The sequence below is a fragment of the Streptomyces sp. NBC_01363 genome (assembly GCF_026340595.1).
GTDB lineage: Bacteria > Actinomycetota > Actinomycetes > Streptomycetales > Streptomycetaceae > Streptomyces.
The window spans coordinates 1,488,404-1,511,819 of the sequence record NZ_JAPEPF010000002.1; the positions used below are offsets into that span (position 1 = coordinate 1,488,404).

Genomic DNA, 23,416 nt, shown 5'->3' on the forward strand with positions numbered 1-23,416 from the left:
CCAGACCGTAACGTCACCGGCACCGCCGACCGGCACCGATCGCCGATGAGGGAGTCGCCGTATGCCCGCCGCACCGCTGTCACGGAAAGAGATCGAGGACCGTCTGGGCGGACTGCCCGGCTGGTCGCTGGAGGGTGACCTGATCACCTGCACCTACCGGCTCCACACCCACTTCGCCGCCCTCGGACTGACCGCGCATGTCGCCGCGATCCAGGACGAACTGAACCACCACTCCGATCTGACCCTCGGGTACAACACCGTGTCCCTGTCCGTGAACACGCACGACGCGGGCGGCGCGGTCACCGAGCACGATCTGAACCTGGCGGCGCGGGTGGCGGCGATCGCCCCCGGGCACGGCGTGCGGTAGCCGCGGCGGCGCGCGCCATGTCACATGGCCGCGTCGCTCAGGACGGCGCACGCGCGGTGACGTGTCACATCGCGGGCGTGTCACATCGCGGCGCCGAACCGTGGATGCGCGGCGAGCCAGCGCGTATAGCTCTCGCTGCGCTTCACCGCTTCCGCGTACGCCGTCCGCGTGTGTCCGCTCACCGCGCCCACCGCCGCGTCGGCCGCCGCCGAACGTGGGTGCCAGCCCAGCAGATGGCGCCAGCTCAGCGGTGAGCCGGCGATCGGCCGCGTCACCAGCCCCGGGGTCGGCGGAAACGTCGCCCGGCACAGTCCGACCGCCCGCCCCACCTGCACCAGATGGACGACGGAAGCCGTGTCCGTCTCATACACCGAGACCGGGCTGAACCCGGCCCGCGCGCAGGCGCCGACGAAACAGTCGGCGAAACAGCCGTCGCCCGGCACGTTCGCCCAGCACTCGTCCGCCAGTGCGGCGAGGTCGAGTTCCTGTTCACCGGCGAGCGGGTGGGAGTCCGGCAGCATCACGAAGACCGGATCGACGCCGATCACCTGCCACGTCAGCCGGTCGTTGGCGGGTGGCGGGCTCTCCCCGCAGGCCCCGATGAGCGCGAAGTCGAGGCGTCCGTCCACCAGTTGGGCGGCGATCTCGGATACCGACCAGGAGGTGTACGTCGACACGGGTGCGGTCGGATACGCGGTGACGAGGCGGTCCACGAGGCCACCCAGCAGCGGGCCGTGCGTGCCGCCCAGCCGGAAGCGCTCCATCGTCCCCCAGGCGTTGGCGAACCGCACCGCCTCCTCCTGGAGTTCGCTCACGGCGGGCAGCACCACCCGGGCCCGTTCGAGCACCAGCTCACCGAGGAGCGTGGGCCGGGCGCCGGTGTGGTCCCGGTCGAAGAGCGGGCCGCCGAGCGCCTTCTCGATCCTTCGCAGCTGCGCGCTCAACGCGGGCTGGGCGAGCCCGAGAGTCGCGGCCGCCTTGGTCAGGCTCCCGGTGTCGGCGATGGCACGTACGGTTCGCAGATGGCGCAACTCCAGCTCCATAAGCGCAAGTTATGGGCCCCGCGGCGTACCGGCAATATGCGGGTGTCCATTGGGTGAGATGCGTCCTGGAGTCGGGCGGGTGCCGGGCGGGCGGCATCGACCGGAGGGGGACTTGCTGAACCGGCAACGAAACTTGCCGTAGGGTCGATCCGTGGTGAGGCTTGTCCCCATGAGCACTCACACCGGACATGGTCACCACCAGAACACCGCTCACGCCCCCCACCACCCGGACCCGGCCCACGGCGGTCACCACGACACCACTCATGGCCACCATCAGGACGCCGGCGACATCGACTGGGACGTGATGGGGCCGATGCTGGAGCAGGAGGCCGAGGTCAGTCGTCCGCAGTACGAGGAGGCGGCCCGCTGGATCGCCGGGCTGCCCACGGCCCCGAAGGTGCGCCGGGTGCTCGACATCGGCAGCGGACCGGGTGTGATCACCTGTCTGCTCGCCGAGATGTTCCCCGACGCGGAGGTCGTCGCCGTCGACGGCACCCCGGCACTCCTGGAACGCACCTGGAACCACGCCGAACGCCTCGGTCTCGGCGACCGGGTCCGTACGCACCGGGCCGACATTCCCGAGGGTCTTGACGGGCTGGGGGAGGCGGACCTGATCTGGGCGGGCAACGCCCTGCACCACATGGGCGACCAGCGCGCCGTCCTGGCCGGATTCGCCGCACTGCTGCGCCCCGGCGGGACCGTCGCCCTGGTCGAGGGCGGACTGCAGCCCCGCCGGCTTCCGCGCGACATCGGCATCGGGCGGCCCGGTCTGGAGGCCAGGCTCGAAGCGATCAACGCGGACCGGTTCGAGGACATGCGGACGGCGCTGCCCGGCACCAAGCGGGAGACCGAGGACTGGAGCGCCCTCTTCACAGCGGTGGGACTGGCCCCGCAGGGCACCCGCAGCTTCCTGCTCGACCTTCCGGCACCGCTCTCCGACGGGGCCCGGGACCATGTCGTCACCGAGTTCGCCCGTCGGCGCCAGATGTTCGAGGAGGAGCTCACGGCCGAGGACATCGCCGTACTCGACCGGCTGCTCGACCCCGACGACCCGGCCGGGCTGCGTCGGCGCCCCGATGTGTTCCTGCTTTCGGCGCGTACCGTGCACCTGGGCCGACGGGGCTGACGGGGCTGGAGAGCCGACGGGAGCCCGGCCCGTATCCGGTCCACCCGCGCTGACCTGCTGGGTTCCCGGGACATGGCGGGCCGGAGCACGGGAGCCGGGAGCGGGAAGGCATCGGTGGGTGTGCCCCTGGGCCGGCTGACCCGGCGTCGGGAGCTCGGGCTGACCGTGCCCGCGGGCCGCGCTGCGCTGGACCGCGAGGCGGTGAGGGCGCGCAGCATCCAACTGGCCGATCGCACCCCCTGGCTCGGCGGCGCGCTGCTCCTGACCCACTGGCCTGAGGTTGCCCGGCACCACTGCCGGGCGGCGTGCCTGCATGAAGCGGCTGGTCGGTGTGCGTTCGTCCTGCGCGGTGACAGCCCGCGGCGGGCACTGGACGCCTCGGGCAGTCATCTCGCCGGGCGGAGCTGCCCCAGTTCGACACCGTCCGCGACGGGTGTGCGGTACTGCTGCTGCCGCGCGACGGACCGGCCCCGGCCCGTGCGCTCGCCAAGGGTGCGGCGTCCCGGCGGCGGCCGAGGCCGTGCGCCGGGCTCAGCGATGCGCACGGGCTGGATGCGGTGCCCCGGGTGCTGCGCGAGGCCGCCGATGCCGCAGCGGCTGCCGAGGCACGGAGTGGGTACGTGCTGGCCCTCTTCGCGTCTCGATGCCGCAGCGGCTGCCGAGGCGCGGAGTGGGCATGAGCCGGTCCTCTTCGCGTCGATGGCCGGCCGGGCACGGGTCACCGCGCCCGGGACCCGTGGTCTGCTGCACGAGCCGGCCTCGGCCCGGAACGCCCTGCTCGCCGACCACGACCGGGAGCGGGGCACGGCACTGACCGGGCCGGTCACTCAAGCAACCCCTGTCAACCTCCCTGTCTCTTAAGCGGATTCGGGACGGTGACCCGGTGCACACCCCCGTTCCCGGCTTCCTGCCGGGTGTCGTGGCTTCCGCCCCGGCGCGATGGACAAGTACGGACTCTCCTGCGCGCACGCCCAGGCCCTCAACCCCGGCATCGTCCACTGCTCGGTGACCGGGTTCGGAGGCGGCGAAGCCGCCGCGCTGCCAGGCTCCGACCTGCTGCTGCAAGCGGTCGGCGGGCTGATCGGCGCTACCGGGCCCGCACCGGGACGGCCCGTCAAGACGGGTGTGGCGCTCGTCGATGCGCTCACCGGACTGCCACGCGGCCGTGGGCGGCAGGGCGGCGCTGCGCCACCGCGATGCGACCGGTGACGGCCTGCACGTCGAGGTCGATCCGCTGTCCTCGCTGCTGCTGCTCACCCCGCTCGGGGTGCCCCGCGGCCCGGTCGACGATCTCGCGGGCGCCTTCGATCTCGCCGAACGCCCAGGGCCTGTCCCCGCTGGTCACACCGGCCGACGCGCGTCCCGAACCCCGCCGCGGTACGAACGGAGGCCGCCGCGCCCCGGCGAGCACACCTGGGGTCCCTCGTACGGATCCTGCAGGGCTCGCGTGCCCCGGTGTCGCGCCTCGGCGCGTCGTCGTCAGTCGCCGACGCGCCGCGTCGCCTCTCTCCTCCGCCTCGCGACGCACGACACCGGACCTCGCTCCCTGATCCGGCCCGATCCGAATGAAAGACCCCAGCCCTCAGGCGCCGGCCGGACGGCTGACCGTCCGCTGACCAGCGCTTTCCCGCTCATCCGGCGCGAGTCGGCCAACACGCGCCGCTGTGCGGCGGCGCCGTGGAATGGGCTGCGGATGGCCGGTATTCACGGGCTCCGGCCGCTGCTCGGGCCGTGTCAAGAAAAGACACGCTGCCGCCAGGGTGAGTGGGCATCAGAATGTCCCCCGTGCAGTCTAATTGCGGATCAATTAGCCCATAAATAAAGGCAATTGGCATCTCATCTAATCATGTGAAAATAGCATATGGCGTATTTCATATAACTCGACCGGGGTGTAGGTGCCGACCTTCGACGTGTCCGATATGACACGTATGAGGTTCATGCGTACGTTCATTCACGGGTCGACTGATCAGCCGACCTTTCTGAGACAGGAGAAGCGTCATGGTTACCCGTTCCACCATCGTTACGGCCGCCGTCGCGGCCGCTGCAGCTCTGGCCGCCACTGGCATCACCTATGCCTCGGCTGCCACCTCCGAGCCGGTTCAGGCAACCCAGGCCGTCCAGCAGTCTGCTCCCGCTTCGGCTCTCGACGGCGGCGACGTCGGCAAGGGCAACGAGGGCAAGGGCAACGAGGGCCGCGGCCGCGAAGAGGGCCGTGGCGGCGAAGAGGGCCGTGGCGGCGAAGAGGGCGGCCGTGAGCACTACAGGGGTCGCATCCACATCAACGAGCGGACGTACTCCGACGAGATGGGCGGCTGCGTGACCGTGGTCAGCGGCCTCGGCTCCAAGAGTCTCAACATCCGCAACGACAGCCGTCGGGCCGTCGAGGTCTTCCGTGGGGCCACCTGCGACAACGGCGCCCCCATCGCCACCGTCGGTCCGCACAGCTCCAGCGACGGGGTGTTCCCGGGCCACGTCAAGGGCGGCGTCTGGGTCAAGAACGGAGTGGTGGGCAGCTTCCGAGTCATCGAGCGCCACTTCGACGAGGGCCGTGACAACGGTGGCCGCGACTGGTGACCGAGTTCCTCGGTTGACGTGAACCCCGGCCCGCCGTAATCGGGCCGGGGCTCCAGTCAGGGTATTCGGCCGGGGCGATCCGGTCGGATACCCGCACCTGAACGACGACTGGCAGGCTCAAACACCTGCCAGTCCATATTAAGCCGGACGGTGAGGCGCTGCCAGCCGACCGGAACAGCCGCGCCGCACGTGGCTACCGGGCTCCCGGTTCCGGGCTCCGGTTCCGGGCTCCGGTTCCGGGGTTCGGCTCTGGGGTTCGGTTCCGGGCTCCGGTTCCGGGCTCCGGTTCGGGCTCCGGTTCCGGGGTTTGGTTCGGGCTCCGGTTCCGGGGTTTGGTTCGGGCTCCGGTTCCGGGCTCCGGTTCCGGGGTTCGGCTTCCGGATTCGTTCCCGGCACGCTGCCCTCGGCGGGGCCCGGCGACCGGGCGGCAGAACGTGGCGACGGCGTGGCAGACGCCGCCCATGTCCCGGCCGCCAGGAGGTCGGCGGGCCGTCTTGGCCCAAGTGGGTGACGGCCCGTGCGGCACGGCGTCGAAGGGCCACTTGCATTCTGGTCCGCGCGCATCCGATGCATCCCCGTGCCGGCCTGTGTCCGGCCCATGCTCCGGGGTGTCCCGCACCGGCTCCAACTGCCACCACTGGCCGGGGAGTCGGTGTCCTCCCATTGCTGGACATGGGTACCGTCCGCCGTGCTGCCGTCGGCGACTTCCAGGATGAGCCAGCCGGCGAAGCCGACCGGCGTCACCTCCGGCGCTTCCGGGTGCCGCTCGATCGGCCATTCCTGGGCGCCGTGGTTGTCGGCCCGCCGCTGCCGGCCCGGGGCGCGACCGCCCTTGGCGGAGCCGTACATCTTCAGCAGCAGGCAGCTGCCCACATCGCGCAGCCGGTAACGATCAGCCGCGACGACGGGCGCGGTGTGCCCGCTGCTGTTCCGGTTCCTTCCTGCGGAACGGACCGCCGCCCGGCTCGGCAGCCGGGCGGCGGTCCGTGTGCGTCAACGGCGCGAGAGCGGGGCTCAGGCGCCGAGGTTGAACTCGCCGGGGTTCGGGCCGAGACGCTTGCCCTCGTCCAGCGCGGCGAACGCGGCCAGGTCGTCGGTGTCCAGCTCGAAGCCGAACACATCGAGGTTCTCCACGATGCGGGACGGCGTCACGGACTTCGGGATCACCACGTTGCCGGTCTGGATGTGCCAGCGGAGCACCACCTGGGCCGCCGTGCGGCCATGCTTCCGGGCGATCGCGACGACCGTCGGGACCTCCAGGAGACCCTTGCCCTGACCCAGTGGCGACCAGGCCTCCGTCGCGATGCCGTGCTTGGCGTGGAAGGCGCGCGACTCGGCCTGCTGGAGCTGGGGGTGGAGCTCGATCTGGTTGATCGCCGGGACCACGGAGGTCTCGCCGAGCAGACGCTCCAGGTGCTCGGGGAGGAAGTTCGAGACACCGATGGCCTTGGCGCGGCCGTCGGACCGGATCTTCTCGAAGGCCTTGTACGTGTCGATGTACGCGTCCTTGGCCGGGACCGGCCAGTGGATCAGATACAGGTCGACGTAGTCGAGCCCCAGCTTGTCGAGCGAGGCGTCGAAGGCGCGCAGGGTCGAGTCGTAGCCCTGCTCGGAGTTCCACAGCTTCGTGGTGACGAACAGCTCCTCGCGGGCGACACCGGAGGCCGTGATCGCCCGGCCGGTGCCCTGCTCGTTCTCGTAGATCGCGGCGGTGTCGATGCTCCGGTACCCGGACTCGATGGCCGTGGCGACCGCCTTCGCGGCCTCGTCGTCCGGCACCTGCCAGACACCGAAACCGAGCTGCGGCATTTCGACGCCATTGTTGAGGGTGATGGAGGGGACCTGGCTCACGAGCGGTCGATCCTTACGTCGTCGGTTGGTACTCCCATGGGCAACGATCAACGGTCCCCGTGCATTCCCCTGCCGCCCCGCGTTCCGCGGCCCCTCGTCCGGCCTCTTCCGTCCGGGCCATTGACCGGGTTCCGTCGGCACGCAACCCTGGAGCACGTCACTGAACAACGGACACTCTTGTGAACGCATGACCCCGAGATGACGAATGAACGACTCCGAGCGAGGTCGACGTGACGAACCCTTCCAGGCGGGCGCTGCTCGGTGCGGCGATCGGCGGCGCCGTCGCCGCCACCGCCGGCCTTCCCGCCCCCGCGCACGCGGCGAGCTGGAAATTACGCTGGTCGCCCTCGGCGAGCGACGCCGGACTCGGCGCCTTCGAGACCATCGAGGACGACCGGGCCGATTCTCATCCGGCGGGGCAGCCGCACATCCGTACCGAGGGCGACAACTTCCGGTTCACCATGCACACCGTCGACCGGGACACCTTGACGGACCGTCAGCGTCAAGAGGTGACCGGGCTGCGCACCAGCGGCAGTTCGTACCTCAGGTGGCTGCCGGGAGAGACCTGGCGGGTCACGTACCGCATGTACATCCCCGCCTCGCTGAAGGCGACCACCAGCTTCACGCACATCATGCAGATGAAGCAGCCGGGCACCGGCACCTCGCCGATCGTCGTGCAGTCCCTGCGCCGCGTGAACGGTGTGCAGACCATCGAGCTCAAGCTGGCCATCGCCGACATCCTCGTCGGCCGCACCGACCTCGTGCCGCTGCAGAACAAGTGGATCGACGTCGACTTCCGGATCACGATCGGTGACGGTGCGTCGGGCTCGGTCCGCTGGATCCTGAAGGACGGGGCCACCACCGTCATCGACAGGACGAAATCCGGCGTCGACACCCTTCTCGCCGACCGGGTCCGGCCCAAGTGGGGCATCTACCGTTCGCTCGGCGACACCTCGGGATCGCTGCAGGACACCCATCTCCTCCTCACCCGGATGCGGGGGTACCAACTGGTCTGAGGACCCGGAGGCGGTACGCCCTCGCACATCCGGGGCGGCGGAGCATGCATGTGCCCGTCGCCCCGGAAGGCTGCCCATGCTCCGCCCAACCCGCCTGCCCCGCCCGAGATTTGGGCCCACGCGGGGCATTGACAGAAAGCTCCGCAGGGAATCCTATGCAGTGTCGGTTAGGAACCTTTCCTAACACCGAACCGGAAGGGATCATCCGTGCACCCTGCCGCACCCCCACGCCGCCTGGTGGCTGTCGTCGTCGGCCTCAGTTGTCTGCTCCTGCCCCTGCTGGGCCACCTCCCGAAGGCCTACGCCACCATGAACGCGCACGAGGCCACCGACGCGTACGACTCCCCGACCGGCAGAACGACCGCCGAGGGTCCCGGCGCCATGGCCGCGGCCCCGTACGAATACCTCGGCTGGGGAAACCCGCAGAAACCGGCCGATGTGATGGCGGCCACCGGTGTGAAGTGGTTCACGCTCGCGTTCATCCTCTCGGACGGCACCTGCAACCCGAAGTGGGACGGGGACCGGCCGCTGACCGGTGGCTCGGACGCGGCCGCCATCGACGCCATCCGGGCGGCCGGCGGCGACATCGTCGTCTCGGTGGGCGGCTGGAGCGGCAACAAGCTCGGCCAGAAGTGCACCAGTGCTTCCGCGCTGGCCGGGGCCTACCAGAAGGTGATCAACGCCTACCACCTCAAGGCGCTGGACATCGACATCGAGGACACCGAGTTCTCCAACGCCACCGTGCGGCAGCGGGTGGTCGACGCCCTGAAGATCGTCAAGAACGCCAACCCGGGCATCGTGACGTACGTGACCATGGGGACCACCCCGACCGGTCCCGACGCCACCGGCAAGGACCTCATCAAGCGGGGCGCCGCCGCAGGGCTCGACAACGACGGCTGGGTCATCATGCCCTTCGACTTCGGCGGGCACACCGGCACGATGGGCGCGGCCACGGTCAGCGCGCTCGACGGACTGAAGTCCGCGGTGAAGAGTGCCTACGGCTACAGCGACGACGCCGCCTACCGGCACATCGGGGTCTCCTCGATGAACGGGAAGACGGACGAGACGGACGAGACCGTCACCACCACGGACTTCAGGACGATCCTCGGCTACGCGCAGCAGCACCACATCGCGCGCTACGCCTTCTGGTCCGTCAACCGGGACCGGGCCTGCGGCTCCGGCAGTGACGGGGACGCCTGCAGCGGGGTGTCCCAGTCCCCGTACGAATTCACCAAGATCGTCGTCCAGTACAAGGGCTGAGGAGATCCCATGCGTACCACCACGAGCAAACTCACCCTCGGCGGAGCGGCACTCGCCGCCGCCGGACTGCTGCTGCCACTGCTCGGTGCTCCGTCGGCCGCCGCGGCGGACACCCGCTACGAGGCGGAGGGCGCGAAGCTCTCCCAGGCGGCCGCTGCGACGAACCACACCGGTTACTCCGGCACCGGCTTCGTCGACTACACCAATGTGGCCGGATCCTCCGTGGAGTTCACGGTGAACGCCACCGCGGGCAGCGACTCGCTGGCGATCCGCTACGCCAACGGAACCACCACCGACCGCCCGCTGGACATCAGTGTCAACGGTACGGTCGTCGCATCCGGCGTCTCGTTCGGCGGGACCGGTTCCTGGGACACCTGGGCGACGAAGACCATCAGCGCGCGGCTCGCCGCCGGAACCAACACCGTCCGGGCCACCGCGACCACGGCCGGCGGCGGCCCCAACCTTGACTACCTCGACACCGCGAATCCCGCCACCGGCGGTCCCGCGGTGCCCTTCGGCAGCCACACCCGCCCCTACGCCGCAGGGATGCTGAAGCCGTCCGGCTCGCAGTCGGCACTCGACCAGGCCGTGATCAAGACGTACAACGCCTGGAAGTCCGCGTTCGTCAAGAAGAACTGCGGCAACGGCTGGTACCAGGTGATCTCGCCGGATGCCGACCACCCCTACGTCGCCGAGGCCCAGGGCTACGGAATGGTCGTCACCGCGACGATGGCGGGGGCCGACCCGGACGCGAAGACCGTCTTCGACGGCATGGTCAAGTACATGCTCGCGCACCCCTCGGTGAACAACGCCAACCTCCTCGCCGCCGAACAGGACGCCTCCTGCAAGAGCGTCGACGGCTCCGACTCGGCGACCGACGGGGACCTGGACGTCGCCTACGGGCTGCTCCTCGCCGACAAGCAGTGGGGCTCCACCGGCACGTACAACTACAAGGACCTCGCGGTCAAGCACATCAACGCCATCAAGAAGAGCGAGGTCAACCCGACCACGCACCTGATGCTGTTCGGCGACTGGTCGGACTCGGGCGAGTCCCACTACTGGATGACCCGCTCCTCGGACTGGATGATCGACCACTTCCGCGCGTTCAGGACCGCCACCGGTGACAGCACCTGGGACACCGTGCGCACGGCACACCAGAACCTGATCACCTCGCAACAGTCCAAGTACGCCTCCGGCACGGGGCTGTTGGCGGACTTCGTCGTCAACACCAACACCACGGCCAAGCCCGCCCCGGGCGAGGTGCTCGAAAGCGCCAACGATGGCGACTACTCCTGGAACGCCTGTCGCGACCCGTGGCGCATCGGCGCCGACGCCGTCACCAGCGGGGACAGTGCCTCGCTCGCCTCGGCCCGAAAGCTCAACTCCTGGATCAAGACCAAGACGGGCGGCGACCCGGACAAGATCGCCAGCGGCTACCACCTCAACGGTTCGGTGTTCGACAGCGGCAACGACATGGCGTTCACTGCCCCGTTCGCCGTGACCGCGCTGACCGACTCCGGCTCCCAGGCCTGGCTCGACGCGCTCTGGAACAAGCTCGCCACCACGTCGATCGACCCGGATCTCTACTACGGCGGGAGCGTCCAGCTCCAGTCGATGATCGTCGCATCCGGTAACTACTGGGTTCCCTGACGGAGGTTCAGATGCAGACCGCAACGCTCACCACGTCGCGAGGAAGATTGGCCGCGCTCACGGCCGTGCTGCTCTGTACCGCGCTGGTGCAGGCCGTCCCGCAGTCGGCCTCCGCGGCCGCCACCCGGTACGAGGCGGAGGCCGCGACGATCGTCGAGGGCGCCGCCGAGTCCAACCACTCCGGCTACTCGGGCACCGGATTCGTCAACGGCGACAATGTCGTCGGCAGCTATGTGGAGTTCACCGTCACCGCGGCCTCCGCCGGCACCGGAAAGATCGCCATCCGCTACTCCAACGGCACGGCGGACGCCCGGCCCGCCGATGTCGCCGTGGGCGGCACGGTCGTCTCGGCCGCCCGCGCCTTCAACGCCACCACCGACTGGAACACCTGGGCCACGTCCACCCTGACCACCCCGGTCAAGGCGGGCAGCAACAAGATCCGGCTGACGTCCACGACGGCCAATGGACTGCCCAACCTCGACTACCTGGACGTCACGGTCACCTCGTCGGACACCGAGGCGCCCACCGCACCCACGGCGCCCAGCTGTTCGGACATCACCGAGAACAGCCTCGCGCTCAACTGGGGCGCCGCCACGGACAACGTGGGTGTCGCCGCGTACGACATCTACGAACACGGCAACAAGTTCGGCGAGGCACCGGGCGCCGCCACCACGAAGAACCTGACCGGACTCACCCCCGGCACCACGTACAACCTCTCCGTGTTCGCGCGTGACGCGGCCGGCAACGTGTCGTCGGTCAGCCCGATCGTGGACTGCACCACCCAGCGCAGTTCCGACACCACCGCACCCTCCGCACCCGGCACCCTGTCCACCTCGGGCCTCACCGCCAACAGCGTCGCCCTGAGCTGGGGGGCGTCGACGGACGACAAGGCCGTCACCGCCTACGAGGTACGCAGCGGCAGCACCGTCTACAAGACCGTGACCGGCACGCCACCGGCCACCACGACCACGCTCACCGGGCTCGCCTGCGCCAGCCCGTACACCCTGGACGTCGTCGCCAAGGACGCGGCGGGCAACGCCTCGCCGCCGAGCAACACGGTCACCTTCACCACCCCGGACTGTGCCACCGACGGCGGTGTGCCGTCCGGCATCGCCACCGTCTCCGGCGGCTGGTCCATCCCCTGGGGCACCTACTGGATGCCCGACGGCAAGAGCGCGCTGGTGACCGAACGGGACAGCTTCAAGGTCCTCAAGGCCACCCCCGACGGCACCAGGACCCAGGTCGGGACCGTGCCCAACGCCGTCACGACCGACGGCGAGGGCGGTCTGCTCGGCGTCGCCGTCGACCCGAAGTGGTCCTCCAACCACTACGTGTACTTCATGCACACCGCGTCCGAGGGCAACCGCGTCGCACGCATGACCTACGACGGCAGCTCGCTCAGCGGCTACACGGTCCTGCTCCAGGGGATCAAGAAGAGCAGGTACCACAACGGCGGACGGCTGCTGTTCGGCCCCGACGGCTACCTGTACGTGTCGACAGGCGAGGCGCAGACCCCCGACCTCGCCCAGGACAAGAACTCGCTGAACGGCAAGATCCTGCGGATGACGACGGACGGCAAGGCCGCCCCCGGCAACCCGTTCGGCAACTACGTCTACAGCTACGGGCACCGCAACCCGCAGGGTCTCGCCTTCGACCGCAACGGCCGTTTGTGGGAGGCGGAGTTCGGCGACAGCAAGAAGGACGAGCTCAACCTCATCAAGCCGGGCAAGAACTACGGCTGGCCCGTCTGCGAGGGCACCTGCACCACCTCCGGCATGACCAACCCCAAGAAGACCTGGAACATCTCCGAGGCCTCGCCCAGCGGGATCGCCATCGTCCGCAACGTCATCTACATGGCCGCCCTGAAGGGCGAACGGCTGTGGCGGGTGCCGATCACCGGTGACACCGAGGAGCTCGGCACACCGAGCGCGTACTACGTCGGTACGTACGGCAGGCTGCGCACCGTAACCAAGGTGCCCGGCCAGGACCAGCTCTGGCTCTCCACCACCAACTGCGACAACAAGGGGAACGAACCCGACGGCTCGGACAAGCTGTTCCGGGTCTCGATCACCTAGGGCGTGTTTGAGAAGTAGCGTCGTTTGTGCTGTACCGCCGGGGCACCCGGGTGCCTCAGCGGTACAGCGCGTCGACCTCCGCCGCGTACGCCGTCTCGATCGCCCTGCGCTTCAGCTTCAGCGACGGGGTGAGCAGACCGTGCTCCTCGCTGAAGGGGTGCGCCAGGATCCGGAACGTACGGATCGACTCCGCCTGCGAGACCGCCGTGTTGGCGGCCACCACCGCCCGCCGGACCTCCATCTCCAGGTCCGGGTCGCGCACCAGCTCCTCCGGCTTCAGCGGCGTCCGCCCCTGCATCGCGAGCCAGTGGTCCACCGACTCCTGGTCGACCGTGACCAGGGCCGCGATGTACGGCCGGTCATTGCCGACCACGATGCACTGCGCGACCAGCGGATGCGCCCGCACCCGCTCCTCCAGGCCCGCCGGCGCCACGCTCTTGCCGCCCGACGTCACCAGGATCTCCTTCTTCCGCCCGGTGATCGTCAGATATCCGTCCTCGTCGAGCGAGCCCAGGTCCCCGGTGGCCAGCCAGCCCTCGCGCAGCACCGCGTCGGTGGCCTGCGGGGCGCCCAGATAGCCACCGAACACATTGCCGCCGTGCACCCACACCTCACCGTCCTCGGCGATGTGCACGGTCGTCCCCGGGATCGGCAGCCCGACCGTGCCGTACCTGGTGCGTTCCGGCGGGTTGGCCGTGGCCGCCGCGGTCGACTCCGTCAGCCCGTACCCCTCGTACACCGTGACGCCCGCGCCCTCGAAGAACAGCCCGAGCCGGCGCTCCATCCCCGAACCGCCCGACATGGCGTGCCGGATCCGGCCGCCCATCGCCTCGCGCACCTTCCTGTACACGACCTTGTCGAAGAACTGGTGCTGCATCCGCAGCCCGGCGGACGGCCCCGGACCGGTCCCGAACGCCCGCGCCTCCAGTGCCTCGGCGTACTTCACCGCGATGTCCACGGCCTTGTCGAACGGCCCGATCCGGCCCTCCGCCTCGGCCCTGCGCCGGGCGGCGTTGAAGACCTTCTCGAAGATGTACGGAACCGCCAGGATGAAGGTCGGCCGGAACGACACCAGGTCCGGCATCAGTGCCTTGGCCGACAGCTCCGGCTGGTGGCCCAGCTTCACCCGGCCGCGGATCGCGGCGACCTCGACCATCCTGCCGAAGACATGGGCCAGCGGCAGGAAGAGCAGGGTCGCCGCCTCGTCGCCCGGCCTGGAGCGGAAGACCGACTTCCAGCGGGCGACCATGGTGTCCGTCTCGAACATGAAATTGGCGTGCGTGAGCACACAGCCCTTGGGGCGTCCCGTGGTCCCCGAGGTGTAGATGACCGTGGCCACGGACTCGGGCGTCACCGCGCGGCGGTGGCGGTGCACCACCTCGTCCTCGACGTCCGCCCCCGCGTCGATCAGCTCGGTCACCGCGCCGGCGTCCAGCTGCCAGAGCCGCTTGAGTCCCGGCAGCCGGTCGATCACCGAGGCGATCGTCATCGCATGGTCCTCGTGCTCGACCATGACGGCGGACACCTCGGCGTCGTGCAGCATCCACAGCACCTGCTCGGCCGAGGACGTCGGATAGACGGGTACGGACTGGGCGCCGACCGTCCACAGCGCGAGGTCGAAGAGCGTCCACTCGTAGCGCGTACGCGACATCAGGGCCACCCGGTCGCCGAACCTGACGCCATGGGCGATCAGCCCCTTGGCGAGCGCCAGCACCTCGTCGCGGAAGACCGCAGCGGTGACATCCCGCCAGTTTCCGCTCGCGTCCTTGCGGCCGAGCGCGACCCGGTGCGGGTCCTCCTCGGCATGGTCGAACACGATGTCGGCCAGGCCGCCCACGAGGGGCGCGGCCGCCATGGGTGGGACAGTGAACTCGCGCAATGACCTGCTCCTTGTGGCGCTCCGCACAGCGCCGTGACGCTACCCCACCGGACGGCGCGGCGGGAGGGCCCCGTACCGGCGGACAATGTGGCATATGCACTGGTCAGCCACCGAAATCCGGCCAGATGGGCAAGGCTCGGGCGTGGCTGGGAACGCGGGGTAACCGGCGGGCGCCGGAATCTCCACCGAATCTGTACGCCGCTGCCACTGCCGTTCCGGGGGCATACGAGGGGACCCACCCGGATTCACCCGAATCGGGCGGGCCGCAGGCGCAACCGCCGCAGCCCGTGCTTCCCGCACGCGCAGGCGGTCAGGCGCTGTCCCGGCCGTTGACGGAACCGATCGTGCCGACGCCGCGGATCAGCCGGTCGCCGCCCGCCAGGATCGCTGTCGCCAGCGCGTCCGCGGCCTCGTGCGCCCCGTCGCGACGGCGCCCGTGCGACAGGACGAAATCCACACCGCCCAGGTCCGGCAGACCCGCCCTGGCCGGCACCGGCGCCAGGCCCGGCGGGATCAATCCCCGGCTGTGGGCCATCACGCCCAGCCCCGCGTGGGCCGCCGCGATCAGCCCGCTCAGACTGGTGCTCGTGCAGGCGACCCGCCAGGACCGGCCGTGCTCCTCCAGGACCTCCAGGGCGCGGGCCCGGGTGATGCCCGGTGGCGGAAAGAGGATCAGCGGCACCGGACGGTCCGGGTCGATCCGCAGCTGCGGTGCGCCGATCCAGGCCAGCGCGTCCTGCCAGACCAGCTCGCCGTGTGTGTCACCGGCGCGCCGCTTGGCGAGCACCAGATCGAGCCGGCCGGCCGCGAGGCGCTGATGCAGCGTCCCGGAGAGCTCCACCGTCAGCTCCAGCTCGACCTCCGGGTGGTCGCGGCGGAACGACTCCAGGATCTCCGGCAGCCGGGTCAGCACGAAGTCCTCGGAGACCCCGAACCGCAGCCGCCCGCGCAACCGGGTGCCGGTGAAGAAGGCCGCGGCCCGCTCATGGGCCGCGAGTATCGTCCGGGCGAAGCCGAGCATGGCCTCGCCGTCCACGGTGAGATCGACCCGGTGCGTGTCCCGGGTGAACAACTGCCGCCCCGCCGCGTCCTCCAGGCGCCGCACATGCTGGCTCACCGTGGACTGCCGCACCCCCAGCCGGCGGGCGGCCCGGGTGAAACTCAGCGTCTGGGCGACGGCGAGAAAGGTACGCAGCTGTGCGGGGTCGTACATGGCACCAGGCTATCGCGGGCCGTGATGACTGTGAGAGCGGTGTGCGGGATTCCCGATCGCCCCGATCGGGAGCAGCATGGAGAGGGCACGACCAGAACCAGGAGAACATGTGGAGCACATGAGCCGCCGTACCCCGAAGCTGCCGTCCTGGCTGCCGCTCGACCCGTACATCCTGGCGCTGATCGGCACCGTCGTGCTCGCGGCGATACTGCCCGCGTCGGGGACCGCCGCGGATGTGGCGGGGGGTGCCTCCACCGGAGCGGTCGCCTTCCTCTTCTTCCTGTACGGCGCGCGGCTCTCCACCGCCGAGGCGCTGGACGGGCTCAGGCACTGGCGGCTCCACCTCACCGTGCCGATCTGCACCTTCGTGGCGTTCCCGCTGCTCGGGCTGGCCGGCAGGGGGCTGGTCCCGTACGTCCTGACGCCGCAGCTCTACAGCGGCTTCCTCTTCCTCTGCCTCGTCCCGTCGACCATCCAGTCGTCGATCGCCTTCACCTCGATCGCCCGCGGCAACGTGCCCGCGGCGATCTGCGCGGGCTCCTTCTCCTCGATCGCCGGGATCTTCCTCACCCCGCTGCTCGCCGCCGGCCTGTTCGGTAACAGCGGGGGCGGATTCTCCGCGGACGCGCTGCTGAAGATCGGTGTCCAGCTGCTGCTGCCGTTCGTCGCCGGGCAGTTGCTGCGCCGCTGGATCGGTGGCTTCATCGCCCGTCACAAGAAGGTCCTCGGCCATGTCGACCGCGGCTCGATCCTGCTCGTCGTCTACACGGCCTTCAGCGAGGGCATGGTCGCGGGGATCTGGCACCAGCTCACCCCGGCCCGGCTCGGGGCGCTGCTCGGCGCCGAAGTGCTGCTGCTCGCCCTGATGCTCGCGCTGACCTGGTACGGGGCGAAGCGGCTCGGCTTCGACCGAGAGGACCGGATCACCATCCAGTTCGCCGGTTCGAAGAAGAGCCTGGCCTCGGGGCTGCCCATGGCGAGCGTGTTGTTCGGGGCGCAGGCTTCCCTCGCCGTGCTGCCGCTGATGCTCTTCCACCAGATGCAGCTGATGGTGTGCGCCGTGATCGCCAAGCGCCGCTCGCGCGATGCGCAGGAGGAGAGTCCGGCGAGCGGTGCGGTGTCGCGGGAGCCCGCCGCGGTGGGCTGAGCGGGGACCGGCCGGCGCGGGGGGCGCTCCTCGCCGGCCGGACGCGGGGCGCCTCAGTCCTGCCCGACCGTCGCCTCCAGGGCGATCCGGTGCTCGCCCGCGTACACGTTCATCGAAGGACCCCGCAGGAAGCCGACCAGGGTCAGTCCGGCCTCGGCCGCCAGGTCGACGGCGAGGGACGAGGGCGCGGAGACCGCCGCGAGCATCGGGATCCCGGCCATCACCGTTTTCTGGGCCAGCTCGAACGAGGCCCGTCCCGACACCAGCAGAATGGCCCGGGACAGCGGCAGCCGGTGGTCGGTCAGGGCCCGGCCGACCAGTTTGTCGACCGCGTTGTGCCGGCCGACGTCCTCGCGGATGTCGAGCAGCTCGCCCGTCTCGGAGAACAGCGCCGCCGCGTGCAGCCCCCCGGTCCGGTCGAAGACCCGCTGTGCGGCTCGCAGCCGGTCGGGGAGGGCGGCGAGCAGGGCGGGCCCGACCCGCAGCGGGGGAGTGTCGGCGACCGGGTGCCGGGTCGTGGTGCGTACCGCGTCGAGACTCGCCTTGCCGCACAGCCCGCAGGACGAGGTGGTGTACACATTGCGTTCGAGCGTGATGTCGGGGACCGGGACACCGGGCGCGAGCTTCACGTCCACCACGTTGTACGTGTTGACGCCGTCGGCGGTCGCTCCGGCGCAGTAGACGATCGACTGCACCTCGGAGCCGTCACCGATGACGCCCTCGCTCACCAGGAACCCCGCCGCCAGTGCGAAGTCGTCACCCGGCGTGCGCATCGTGATGGCGAGCGGCTTGCCGTTCAGCCGGATCTCCAGGGGCTCCTCGGCGACGAGCGTGTCCGGGCGGGTGGAGACGGCCCCGTCCCGGATGCGGATGGTGCGGCGACGCTCGGTGACCCGTCCCATAGCGGTTAAACCCGATTCTGTACGTGGGGGAAGCCGAACCGGCCTCCGGGGATCCCATTGTCCGGTACGGACCGGATCGGGCGAGGCGTGGAAAACCATGTCAAGTCGACAGAATATTGTCTACAGAATGCTTTCTGCGCGTCAATGCTGTGGTCAAGCCTCCAACGCCCGGGCGCTATTCCTGTGGGAACACGTGCCCGTGTACCGGGCGGTAGCGACCAAGACTGGATGGTTCCTGCCATACGTAGCGAGGGGACCCCGTACATGACCGGCTCACGTGTCGTGGCGCTCGGCCACTATCAGCCCGCGAAAGTGCTCACCAACGACGATCTGGCGGCCATGGTCGATACCAGCGACGAGTGGATCACCAGTCGCGTCGGCATCAGGACCCGTCATGTCGGGGGGCCGGACGAGCCGGTGGATGAGATGGCCGCACACGCGGGGGCCAAGGCGCTGGCCGCGGCGGGTCTCCAGCCGGCCGAGGTCGATCTGGTCCTGGTCGCCACCTCGACCGCGATCGACCGCTCGCCGAGCATGTCGGCGCGCGTCGCCGCCCGGCTCGGGATGGGCTCGCCCGCGGTGATGGACATCAACGTGGTCTGCTCCGGCTTCACCCACGCCCTCGCCACCGCCGACCACGCGATCCGGGCCGGCGCCGCCGAGCGCGTCCTGGTCATCGGCGCCGACAAGATGGCGGACATCGCCGACTGGACCGACCGCAGCACCTGCGTCCTGCTCGGCGACGGAGCCGGTGCGGCGGTCGTGGTCGCGGAACCGGACGGGGACGACCGGCCCGGGATCGGTCCGGTCCTGTGGGGTTCGGTGCCGGAGATGGGGAACGCGGTACGGATCGAGGGGACGCCGCCGCGCTTCGCGCAGGAAGGGCAGTCCGTCTACCGCTGGGCCACCACGCAGTTGCCGCCCATCGCCCGCAAGGTGTGCGAGAAGGCCGGTGTGACGCCCGAGGAGCTCGGGGCGGTGGTGCTGCACCAGGCCAACCTGAGGATCATCGAGCCCGTCGCCAGGAAGATCGGCGCGGTCAACGCGGTCATCGCCAGGGACGTCGTGGACTCCGGCAATACGTCCGCGGCCTCGATCCCGATGGCCCTGTCCAAACTGGTGGAACGCGGCGAGGTCCACAGCGGTGCGCCGGTGCTGCTCTTCGGCTTCGGCGGGAATCTTTCGTACGCGGGTCAGGTGATCCGCTGCCCCTGAGGGACCCGGCGCTCGGTAGACTGTAGACGACAAGCAATCGCTGCTCGTGGGTCGGAGGGGGACCGCGATGTTGTCCGCAGGACTGCCGCAAGGGGCTGTGCCGAGGCTGGAACGGCCCGGTCCGCTGCGCGAACGCGTGTATGAGGCGCTGCTCGAACTCATAACGACGCGTGCGCTCCGTCCCGGCCAGCACCTGGTCGAGAGCGAGCTGGCAGGCCTTCTCGGGGTGTCCCGTCAGCCGGTGCGCGAGGCGCTGCAGCGGCTGAACACCGAGGGTTGGGTCGATCTCCGGCCCGCCCAGGGCGCGTTCGTGCACGAGCCCACGGAGGAGGAGGCGGACCAACTGCTCTCGGTCCGCACCCTTCTGGAGGCCGAGGCGGCACGTCTTGCCGCGGCCAACTCCGGCACCGCCGGCATTGCCGCGCTGGAGGAACTCTGCGCCAAGGGCGAGCAGGCCGTCGCCGACGACGACGTGGACCTGGCGGTCGCCACCAACGCGGCCTTCCACGCCAAGGTCATGGAGCTGGCGGGCAACGTCGTCCTCTCCGAGCTCGCCGGCCAGGTCGACCGCAGGGTCCGCTGGTACTACACCCCGGTGGCCCGCCGGCGCGGCATCCGGTCCTGGATCGAGCACCGCTCGCTCATCGCGGCGATCTCCTCGCGCGACGGACAGCGGGCCACGGAGATCATGCGGTCCCACACGGAACACACGCGCAAGACGTACCACCAGCGCGAGGGCAGCCCTTAGGGTCTTTCGTCCGGATCAGGCCGGATCAGGCCGGATCAGGGCCGGCCCCGGCGGGGACAGACGAGGTGGTGGCTGATCCTGCACCACTCCCCGGGGCCCGGTTCCCGGTCCTGCGCGTTCCACACCGTGCCGTCCCGGTCGAGGTGCCACCGCTGTCCGGGCGGCACGTCGTGTGCCAGGAGCGGCGCGGGCCCTTCGGGTTCGAGACGGACCCACCACCGGTAGTGGGTGGGGCGGATGTCGACCGCGAGCCCGCAGTCCGGGCAGTCGGGTGCGGGTTCCGGGCCGGGGACCGCCCCGTCCCGGAGGCCCTGTTCCCGATCGGTCGAGTGTTGGAATTCGGTCCATTCCTCAGCGGTCCGCGGTGTTCCGGTAACCCCCATGGTCAAAGGGTGCGGACAGGGCGTGAGGCGCGGTAGGGCGCGATCCGGCCGTGCCCGGTGGGAGACAGCAGTGAGGTCGGACGGTGCGTGGGGTACGTGGGGCACCGCTCGTCGGACCTGACCGAGGGGAGCCGCGGGGCCGTCGGCCCGGGTGTGCCGGACAGCGGGCAGACTTGCTGGTGTGACGATACTGAGCAAAGGTGCCAACGTGCCGGTCGCAGCTTCCGCGGTCAGGGCCGTACTTGACTGGTCGGCAGGGTCCGGAGTGCCTGATGTGGATGCTTCCGCTCTGCTGCTGACCCGCGGCGGGCGGGTGCGGTCCGATGAGGACTTCGTCTTCTACAACCAGCCGCAGCACGCTTCGGGCGCGGTGAGTCACGTCGGCAAACGGCCCGGCAGCGACTCTCTGGACGTCCACCTGGGTGCGCTGGGGCCGGACGTCGAACGCGTCGCGCTCTGTGCGTCCGCCGACGGTGGCACGTTCGGTCAGGTGCCGGGGTTGTGCCTGCGGTTGCTCGACTCGGCGTCCGGTGCCGAACTGGCACGCTTCGACATCGCCGCCGCGACGGAGACCGCGCTGGTCGGCGGCGAGCTCTACCGCCGCGACGGCGGCTGGAAGTTCCGTGCGGTCGGCCAGGGTTACGCCAGCGGGCTGGCGGGACTGGCGACCGACTTCGGGATCAGCATCGACGAGGAACAGCCCGCGGCCGGGTCCGGCTCCCGGCCCCTGACGGCTCCGGACCCCGCCCCGGCACCCTCGGCCGACGCCTCGCCGGTACACGCCGGAGGCGGATCCCGCCCCCGGCTCACCAAGGGCGAGGAGAACCTGCCCGTGGAGATGCGCGAGCGCCTGTCGCTGCGCAAGCAGCAGGTCCTGGTCAGCCTGAGCAAACACGGCGTACCGGAGTTGCGCGCACGCGTCGTCCTCGTCCTCGACGCATCGGGTTCGATGGGCGGTCTCTACCGGCGGGGCACGGTGGCGGGTGTCACCGAGCGGATGGTGGCCGTCGCGGCGCAGCTCGACGACGACGGCGAGATGCAGGCGTGGACGTTCGCCAGCAATCCGGCCCGGCTGCCCGACCTCGCCGTGGGCGACCTGCCCGAGTGGCTCAGGCTGCACGTACGTGTGGGGCAGACCTACGGCTTCGGGCGCCGGAAGCCGCCCAGGGGACTGGTCCCCGGCCAGATCGACATGCGTGCGGTCGGTATCCAGAACGAGGAACAGAAGGTCATCGCCGAGGTGCGGGCCTTCGTGCGCGCTCACCCGGTGCCCGACCCGACGCTGGTCCTGTTCTTCTCGGACGGTGGTGTGCACCGCAACCAGGAGATCGAGCAGGAGCTGCGGGCCGCCGCCGAGGAGCCCGTGTTCTGGCAGTTCATCGGACTCGGCAGTTCTCAATACGGTGTGCTGGAACGCTTCGACACCATGCCGGGCCGGCGGGTCGACAACGTCGGCTTCTTCGCTGTCGACGACATCGAGAGGATCTCCGACCAGGAACTGTACGACAGGGTCCTGTCGGAGTTCCCGTCCTGGCTGCGGGCCGCCCGGCAGGCCGGAATCCTGCGCTGAACGGGCCGGCCCCCAACGGCCGGCCCGTTCCGGCGTCCGGCCCATGACGCGACCGACCGGCTTTGTCCTCGGTGTGGAGAAAGTTGTAGTGGATTCCTGCGCAACTTCTTCCCACTCCCGGCAACCGCTGCTACGTTCCCCTCGAAAGCCCGAAGGACAGGCCGATGTGGCGGGGAGGGGCGCGTGAGACGTATGACGGCACGACCCGCGAATGCGCATCAGGCGCGACTGCTCCGGCTGTTGCGCGACGACGGGCCCAACTCACGGGCACAGCTGGGGGATCAGGTCGATCTCTCCCGCTCCAAGCTCGCTGTCGAGGTCGACAGACTGCTGGAGACCGGGCTCGTCGTGGCCGACGGTCTCGCCGCATCCCGCGGCGGGCGCCGCTCGCACAACATCCGGCTCGCACCACAACTGCGGTTCCTCGGCGTCGACATCGGTGCCACATCCGTCGATGTGGCCGTCACCAACGCCGAGTTGGAGGTCCTGGGACACCTCAACCACCCGATGGACGTACGCGAAGGCCCCGTCGCCATCTTCGAGCAGGTGCTGTCCATGGCGGCCAAGCTCCGGGCCTCGGGACTCGCCGAGGGTTTCGACGGTGCCGGCATCGGCGTACCCGGACCGGTCCGTTTCCCCGAAGGCGTACCGGTCGCACCGCCGATCATGCCCGGCTGGGACGGCTTCCCGGTCCGCGAGGCGCTCAGCCAGGAACTGGGCTGCCCCGTCATGGTCGACAACGATGTGAACCTGATGGCGATGGGGGAGCAGCACGCGGGCGTCGCACGCTCCGTGGGCGACTTCCTCTGCGTCAAGATCGGCACCGGAATCGGCTGCGGCATCGTCGTCGGCGGCGAGGTCCACCGCGGTACGACGGGCAGCGCCGGAGACATCGGCCATATCCAGGTGGAACCCGAGGGCCGCGCCTGCGCCTGCGGCAACCGGGGCTGCCTGGAGGCCCACTTCAGCGGTGCCGCGCTCGCCCGCGACGCCGAGGACGCGGCGCGCACCGGACGGTCGGCGGAGCTCGCCGGCCGGTTGGAGGCCGCCGGGAAACTCACCGCCGCCGATGTGGCCGCCGCCGCGGCGGCCGGTGACGCCACCTCGCTCGACCTGATCCGCGAAGGCGGCAACCGGGTCGGCCAGGTCATCGCGGGACTCGTCAGCTTCTTCAATCCCGGCCTGGTGGTGATCGGCGGCGGTGTGACCGGCCTCGGCCACACGCTCCTCGCCAGTGTCCGGACCCAGGTCTACCGCCAGTCGCTGCCGCTGGCCACCGGCAATCTGCCCATCGTGCTGGGCGAGTTGGGACCGGCCGCCGGAGTGATCGGCGCCGCCCGGCTCATCAGCGACCACCTCTTCTCACCGGCCTGACCCCGGACCGGCCGCACACGGGC

The 23,416-nt window shown here is 70.2% G+C and carries 20 protein-coding genes; 13 read left to right on the forward strand and 7 right to left on the reverse strand.

The window, feature by feature from the left end; all coding sequences use genetic code 11:
• The first annotated feature begins 61 nt into the window (after positions 1-61).
• Positions 62-367: a 4a-hydroxytetrahydrobiopterin dehydratase gene (locus tag OG611_RS34565; RefSeq protein WP_266429316.1), complete on the forward strand. Its 306-nt coding sequence runs from the start codon at positions 62-64 to the stop codon at positions 365-367.
• A gap of 80 nt (positions 368-447) precedes the next feature.
• Here the strand turns inward: OG611_RS34565 and OG611_RS34570 are convergent, their stop codons facing one another.
• Positions 448-1,410: a LysR family transcriptional regulator gene (locus OG611_RS34570; RefSeq protein WP_266429319.1), complete on the reverse strand. Its 963-nt coding sequence runs from the start codon at positions 1,408-1,410 to the stop codon at positions 448-450.
• 169 nt (positions 1,411-1,579) lie between these two features.
• Between OG611_RS34570 and OG611_RS34575 the strand changes: the two genes are divergently transcribed.
• Positions 1,580-2,536, forward strand: coding sequence for a trans-aconitate 2-methyltransferase (locus OG611_RS34575; RefSeq protein ID WP_266429321.1), 957 nt, complete (start codon positions 1,580-1,582; stop codon positions 2,534-2,536).
• Between the two features lie 939 nt (positions 2,537-3,475).
• Positions 3,476-3,745, forward strand: coding sequence for a CoA transferase (locus OG611_RS34580; protein WP_266429323.1), 270 nt, complete (start codon positions 3,476-3,478; stop codon positions 3,743-3,745).
• On the opposite strand, the gene OG611_RS34585 is transcribed toward OG611_RS34580, so the two are convergent.
• Positions 3,681-3,881, reverse strand: coding sequence for a hypothetical protein (locus OG611_RS34585; protein ID WP_266431477.1), 201 nt, complete (start codon positions 3,879-3,881; stop codon positions 3,681-3,683). The two genes, OG611_RS34580 and OG611_RS34585, sit on opposite strands and share 65 nt — an antisense overlap.
• A 653-nt stretch (positions 3,882-4,534) precedes the next feature.
• On the opposite strand from OG611_RS34585, the gene OG611_RS34590 reads away from it, so the two are divergent.
• Positions 4,535-5,110, forward strand: coding sequence for a hypothetical protein (locus tag OG611_RS34590; protein ID WP_266429326.1), 576 nt, complete (start codon positions 4,535-4,537; stop codon positions 5,108-5,110).
• Positions 5,111-6,124: 1,014 nt separating this feature from the next.
• Here OG611_RS34590 and OG611_RS34600 read toward each other — a convergent pair.
• Positions 6,125-6,961, reverse strand: coding sequence for an aldo/keto reductase (locus OG611_RS34600; RefSeq protein ID WP_266429328.1), 837 nt, complete (start codon positions 6,959-6,961; stop codon positions 6,125-6,127).
• Between the two features lie 230 nt (positions 6,962-7,191).
• On the opposite strand from OG611_RS34600, the gene OG611_RS34605 reads away from it, so the two are divergent.
• The 4 genes from OG611_RS34605 to OG611_RS34620 all read left to right on the forward strand — a co-directional run bounded on the left by OG611_RS34605 (position 7,192) and on the right by OG611_RS34620 (position 12,962).
• A complete protein-coding gene (locus OG611_RS34605) occupies positions 7,192-7,977 on the forward strand; it encodes a Tat pathway signal sequence domain protein (RefSeq protein ID WP_266429330.1) in 786 nt (261 codons plus the stop codon).
• Between the two features lie 207 nt (positions 7,978-8,184).
• Entirely contained in the window at positions 8,185-9,237 is a 1,053-nt protein-coding gene (locus OG611_RS34610) for a chitinase (protein WP_266429333.1), read from the forward strand.
• 9 nt (positions 9,238-9,246) lie between these two features.
• Complete coding sequence (locus OG611_RS34615; protein ID WP_266429336.1) at positions 9,247-10,887, forward strand: glycosyl hydrolase family 8; 1,641 nt, start codon at positions 9,247-9,249, stop codon at positions 10,885-10,887.
• Positions 10,888-10,898: 11 nt separating this feature from the next.
• Positions 10,899-12,962: a PQQ-dependent sugar dehydrogenase gene (locus OG611_RS34620; RefSeq protein WP_266429338.1), complete on the forward strand. Its 2,064-nt coding sequence runs from the start codon at positions 10,899-10,901 to the stop codon at positions 12,960-12,962.
• A 55-nt stretch (positions 12,963-13,017) separates the two neighbouring features.
• Here the strand turns inward: OG611_RS34620 and OG611_RS34625 are convergent, their stop codons facing one another.
• Positions 13,018-14,817, reverse strand: a complete 1,800-nt coding sequence (locus tag OG611_RS34625) for a long-chain fatty acid--CoA ligase (protein WP_266429341.1) — start codon at positions 14,815-14,817, stop codon at positions 13,018-13,020.
• 334 nt (positions 14,818-15,151) lie between these two features.
• Entirely contained in the window at positions 15,152-16,054 is a 903-nt protein-coding gene (locus OG611_RS34630; protein WP_266429344.1) for a LysR substrate-binding domain-containing protein, read from the reverse strand.
• Between the two features lie 118 nt (positions 16,055-16,172).
• Here OG611_RS34630 and OG611_RS34635 point away from each other — a divergent pair, with 118 nt between their 5' ends.
• Positions 16,173-17,201, forward strand: coding sequence for a bile acid:sodium symporter family protein (locus OG611_RS34635; protein WP_266429347.1), 1,029 nt, complete (start codon positions 16,173-16,175; stop codon positions 17,199-17,201).
• Between the two features lie 53 nt (positions 17,202-17,254).
• On the opposite strand, the gene fdhD is transcribed toward OG611_RS34635, so the two are convergent.
• A complete protein-coding gene (gene fdhD, locus OG611_RS34640) occupies positions 17,255-18,103 on the reverse strand; it encodes a formate dehydrogenase accessory sulfurtransferase FdhD (protein WP_266429349.1) in 849 nt (282 codons plus the stop codon).
• Positions 18,104-18,367: 264 nt separating this feature from the next.
• Here fdhD and OG611_RS34645 point away from each other — a divergent pair, with 264 nt between their 5' ends.
• Positions 18,368-19,318 carry a beta-ketoacyl-ACP synthase III gene (locus OG611_RS34645; RefSeq protein ID WP_266429352.1) on the forward strand — a complete coding sequence of 317 codons (951 nt, stop codon included), beginning with the start codon at positions 18,368-18,370 and terminating at the stop codon, positions 19,316-19,318.
• 67 nt (positions 19,319-19,385) lie between these two features.
• Positions 19,386-20,066: a GntR family transcriptional regulator gene (locus OG611_RS34650; protein ID WP_266429355.1), complete on the forward strand. Its 681-nt coding sequence runs from the start codon at positions 19,386-19,388 to the stop codon at positions 20,064-20,066.
• A gap of 35 nt (positions 20,067-20,101) precedes the next feature.
• Here the strand turns inward: OG611_RS34650 and OG611_RS34655 are convergent, their stop codons facing one another.
• Entirely contained in the window at positions 20,102-20,449 is a 348-nt protein-coding gene (locus OG611_RS34655) for a DUF6083 domain-containing protein (RefSeq protein WP_266429358.1), read from the reverse strand.
• Between the two features lie 181 nt (positions 20,450-20,630).
• Here OG611_RS34655 and OG611_RS34660 point away from each other — a divergent pair, with 181 nt between their 5' ends.
• Both OG611_RS34660 and OG611_RS34665 read left to right on the forward strand, forming a co-directional pair.
• The gene (locus OG611_RS34660; protein WP_266429360.1) at positions 20,631-22,019 is read left to right on the forward strand and encodes a VWA domain-containing protein; all 1,389 of its coding nucleotides are present in this window, start codon (positions 20,631-20,633) and stop codon (positions 22,017-22,019) included.
• A gap of 192 nt (positions 22,020-22,211) precedes the next feature.
• The gene (locus OG611_RS34665; protein WP_266431382.1) at positions 22,212-23,393 is read left to right on the forward strand and encodes an ROK family transcriptional regulator; all 1,182 of its coding nucleotides are present in this window, start codon (positions 22,212-22,214) and stop codon (positions 23,391-23,393) included.
• The last annotated feature ends 23 nt before the right edge of the window (positions 23,394-23,416 follow it).

Coding starts and splice junctions, on each gene's coding strand:
- OG611_RS34565 (WP_266429316.1), top strand. CDS start 62: ATGCCCGCCGCACCGCTGTCACGGAAAGAGATCGAGGACCGTCTGGGC.
- OG611_RS34570 (WP_266429319.1), bottom strand. CDS start 1,410: ATGGAGCTGGAGTTGCGCCATCTGCGAACCGTACGTGCCATCGCCGAC.
- OG611_RS34575 (WP_266429321.1), top strand. CDS start 1,580: ATGAGCACTCACACCGGACATGGTCACCACCAGAACACCGCTCACGCC.
- OG611_RS34580 (WP_266429323.1), top strand. CDS start 3,476: ATGGACAAGTACGGACTCTCCTGCGCGCACGCCCAGGCCCTCAACCCC.
- OG611_RS34590 (WP_266429326.1), top strand. CDS start 4,535: ATGGTTACCCGTTCCACCATCGTTACGGCCGCCGTCGCGGCCGCTGCA.
- OG611_RS34615 (WP_266429336.1), top strand. CDS start 9,247: ATGCGTACCACCACGAGCAAACTCACCCTCGGCGGAGCGGCACTCGCC.
- OG611_RS34620 (WP_266429338.1), top strand. CDS start 10,899: ATGCAGACCGCAACGCTCACCACGTCGCGAGGAAGATTGGCCGCGCTC.
- OG611_RS34625 (WP_266429341.1), bottom strand. CDS start 14,817: ATGGCGGCCGCGCCCCTCGTGGGCGGCCTGGCCGACATCGTGTTCGAC.
- OG611_RS34630 (WP_266429344.1), bottom strand. CDS start 16,054: ATGTACGACCCCGCACAGCTGCGTACCTTTCTCGCCGTCGCCCAGACG.
- OG611_RS34635 (WP_266429347.1), top strand. CDS start 16,173: ATGAGCCGCCGTACCCCGAAGCTGCCGTCCTGGCTGCCGCTCGACCCG.
- fdhD (WP_266429349.1), bottom strand. CDS start 18,103: ATGGGACGGGTCACCGAGCGTCGCCGCACCATCCGCATCCGGGACGGG.
- OG611_RS34645 (WP_266429352.1), top strand. CDS start 18,368: ATGACCGGCTCACGTGTCGTGGCGCTCGGCCACTATCAGCCCGCGAAA.
- OG611_RS34650 (WP_266429355.1), top strand. CDS start 19,386: ATGTTGTCCGCAGGACTGCCGCAAGGGGCTGTGCCGAGGCTGGAACGG.
- OG611_RS34655 (WP_266429358.1), bottom strand. CDS start 20,449: ATGGGGGTTACCGGAACACCGCGGACCGCTGAGGAATGGACCGAATTC.
- OG611_RS34665 (WP_266431382.1), top strand. CDS start 22,212: ATGACGGCACGACCCGCGAATGCGCATCAGGCGCGACTGCTCCGGCTG.